Below are 1,061 nucleotides of genomic sequence, written 5' to 3'. Positions count from 1 at the left end.
TAAAAACCCAGTCTTCATGATTGGGTTTTTACATTAAAGAAGTCAGAGATAAATAAGGAAAAGGTGAAGGCTTTGAACCAGAAACAGACTGAAACTGATGTGATCATTATCGGTGGTGGGCAGGCCGCTTTATCTACCGCTTATTTTTTAAAGCGCAAGAAAATCCCATTCATTATATTGGATGAGCAAAATCAAGCGGGGGGTGCCTGGCTGCATACCTGGGAGTCATTGCGTCTTTTTTCTCCTAATACCTGGAGTTCTCTATCCGGTTGGATGATGCCCATCACTGAACAGACCTATCCAACACGAAATGAGGTGATCCAGTATTTATCGGCTTATGAACAGAGATATCAATTTTCGATTGTTCGTCCAGTACATGTCGATCGTGTGGAATCGAAGGGAAAGTATTTAGACGTATATGCTGGAGAAAAGTTTTGGCGAGCCAAGGTGGTGGTCAGTGCAACAGGGACATGGCGCCAGCCGTTTATTCCTGATTATCCGGGACAGGAAAACTTTCAAGGCACGCAGTTACATTCAGCCCATTACCTGAATGCAGATCCATTTAAAGATAAGAAAGTCATCGTGGTGGGTGGGGGGAATTCGGGCGCGCAAATACTAGCTGAGGTTTCACAAGTTGCTGAAACCATTTGGGTCACAAAAACTCCGCCTCAATTTTTACCTGATGATGTCGATGGTCGAGTACTGTTTTTAAGAGCAACTGAGCGTTTAAAAGTACAACAAGAAGGAAGAAAAGTTGACCAGCCAATAGGTGGCCTAGGTGATATTGTGATGATCGATAGTGTCAAAGAGGCAAAGAATAGAGGAGTCTTACATAGCCGTCCACCTTTTCAATCTTTAGCTACAGATGCAGTTATTTGGCCAGATGGAAAAAAAGAGAAAATTGATGTGATTATTTGGTGTACTGGATTTAAGGCTTCATTAAATCATCTAAAAAGTATAGATATAGTAGAGCGAGATAACTTTGTAGAAGTTCAAAATGGAAGGTCTATTAAGTTACCTAACTTGTGGTTAGTTGGATATGGAGATTGGACAGGTATGGC

General features: G+C 41.7%; 1 protein-coding gene. It reads left to right on the top strand.

Annotated elements, in window-relative coordinates; translation table 11 throughout:
• Positions 1 to 72 precede the first annotated feature (72 nt).
• Positions 73 to 1,061: ArsO family NAD(P)H-dependent flavin-containing monooxygenase (locus SE27_RS13150; protein ID WP_455550029.1), on the top strand; the 989-nt coding region annotated here is incomplete at its 3' end.

It is taken from the genome of Acinetobacter harbinensis (assembly GCF_000816495.1).
GTDB classification, from domain to species: Bacteria; Pseudomonadota; Gammaproteobacteria; order Pseudomonadales; family Moraxellaceae; genus Acinetobacter; species Acinetobacter harbinensis.
This window is presented reverse-complemented; position numbering and strand designations above follow the sequence as displayed.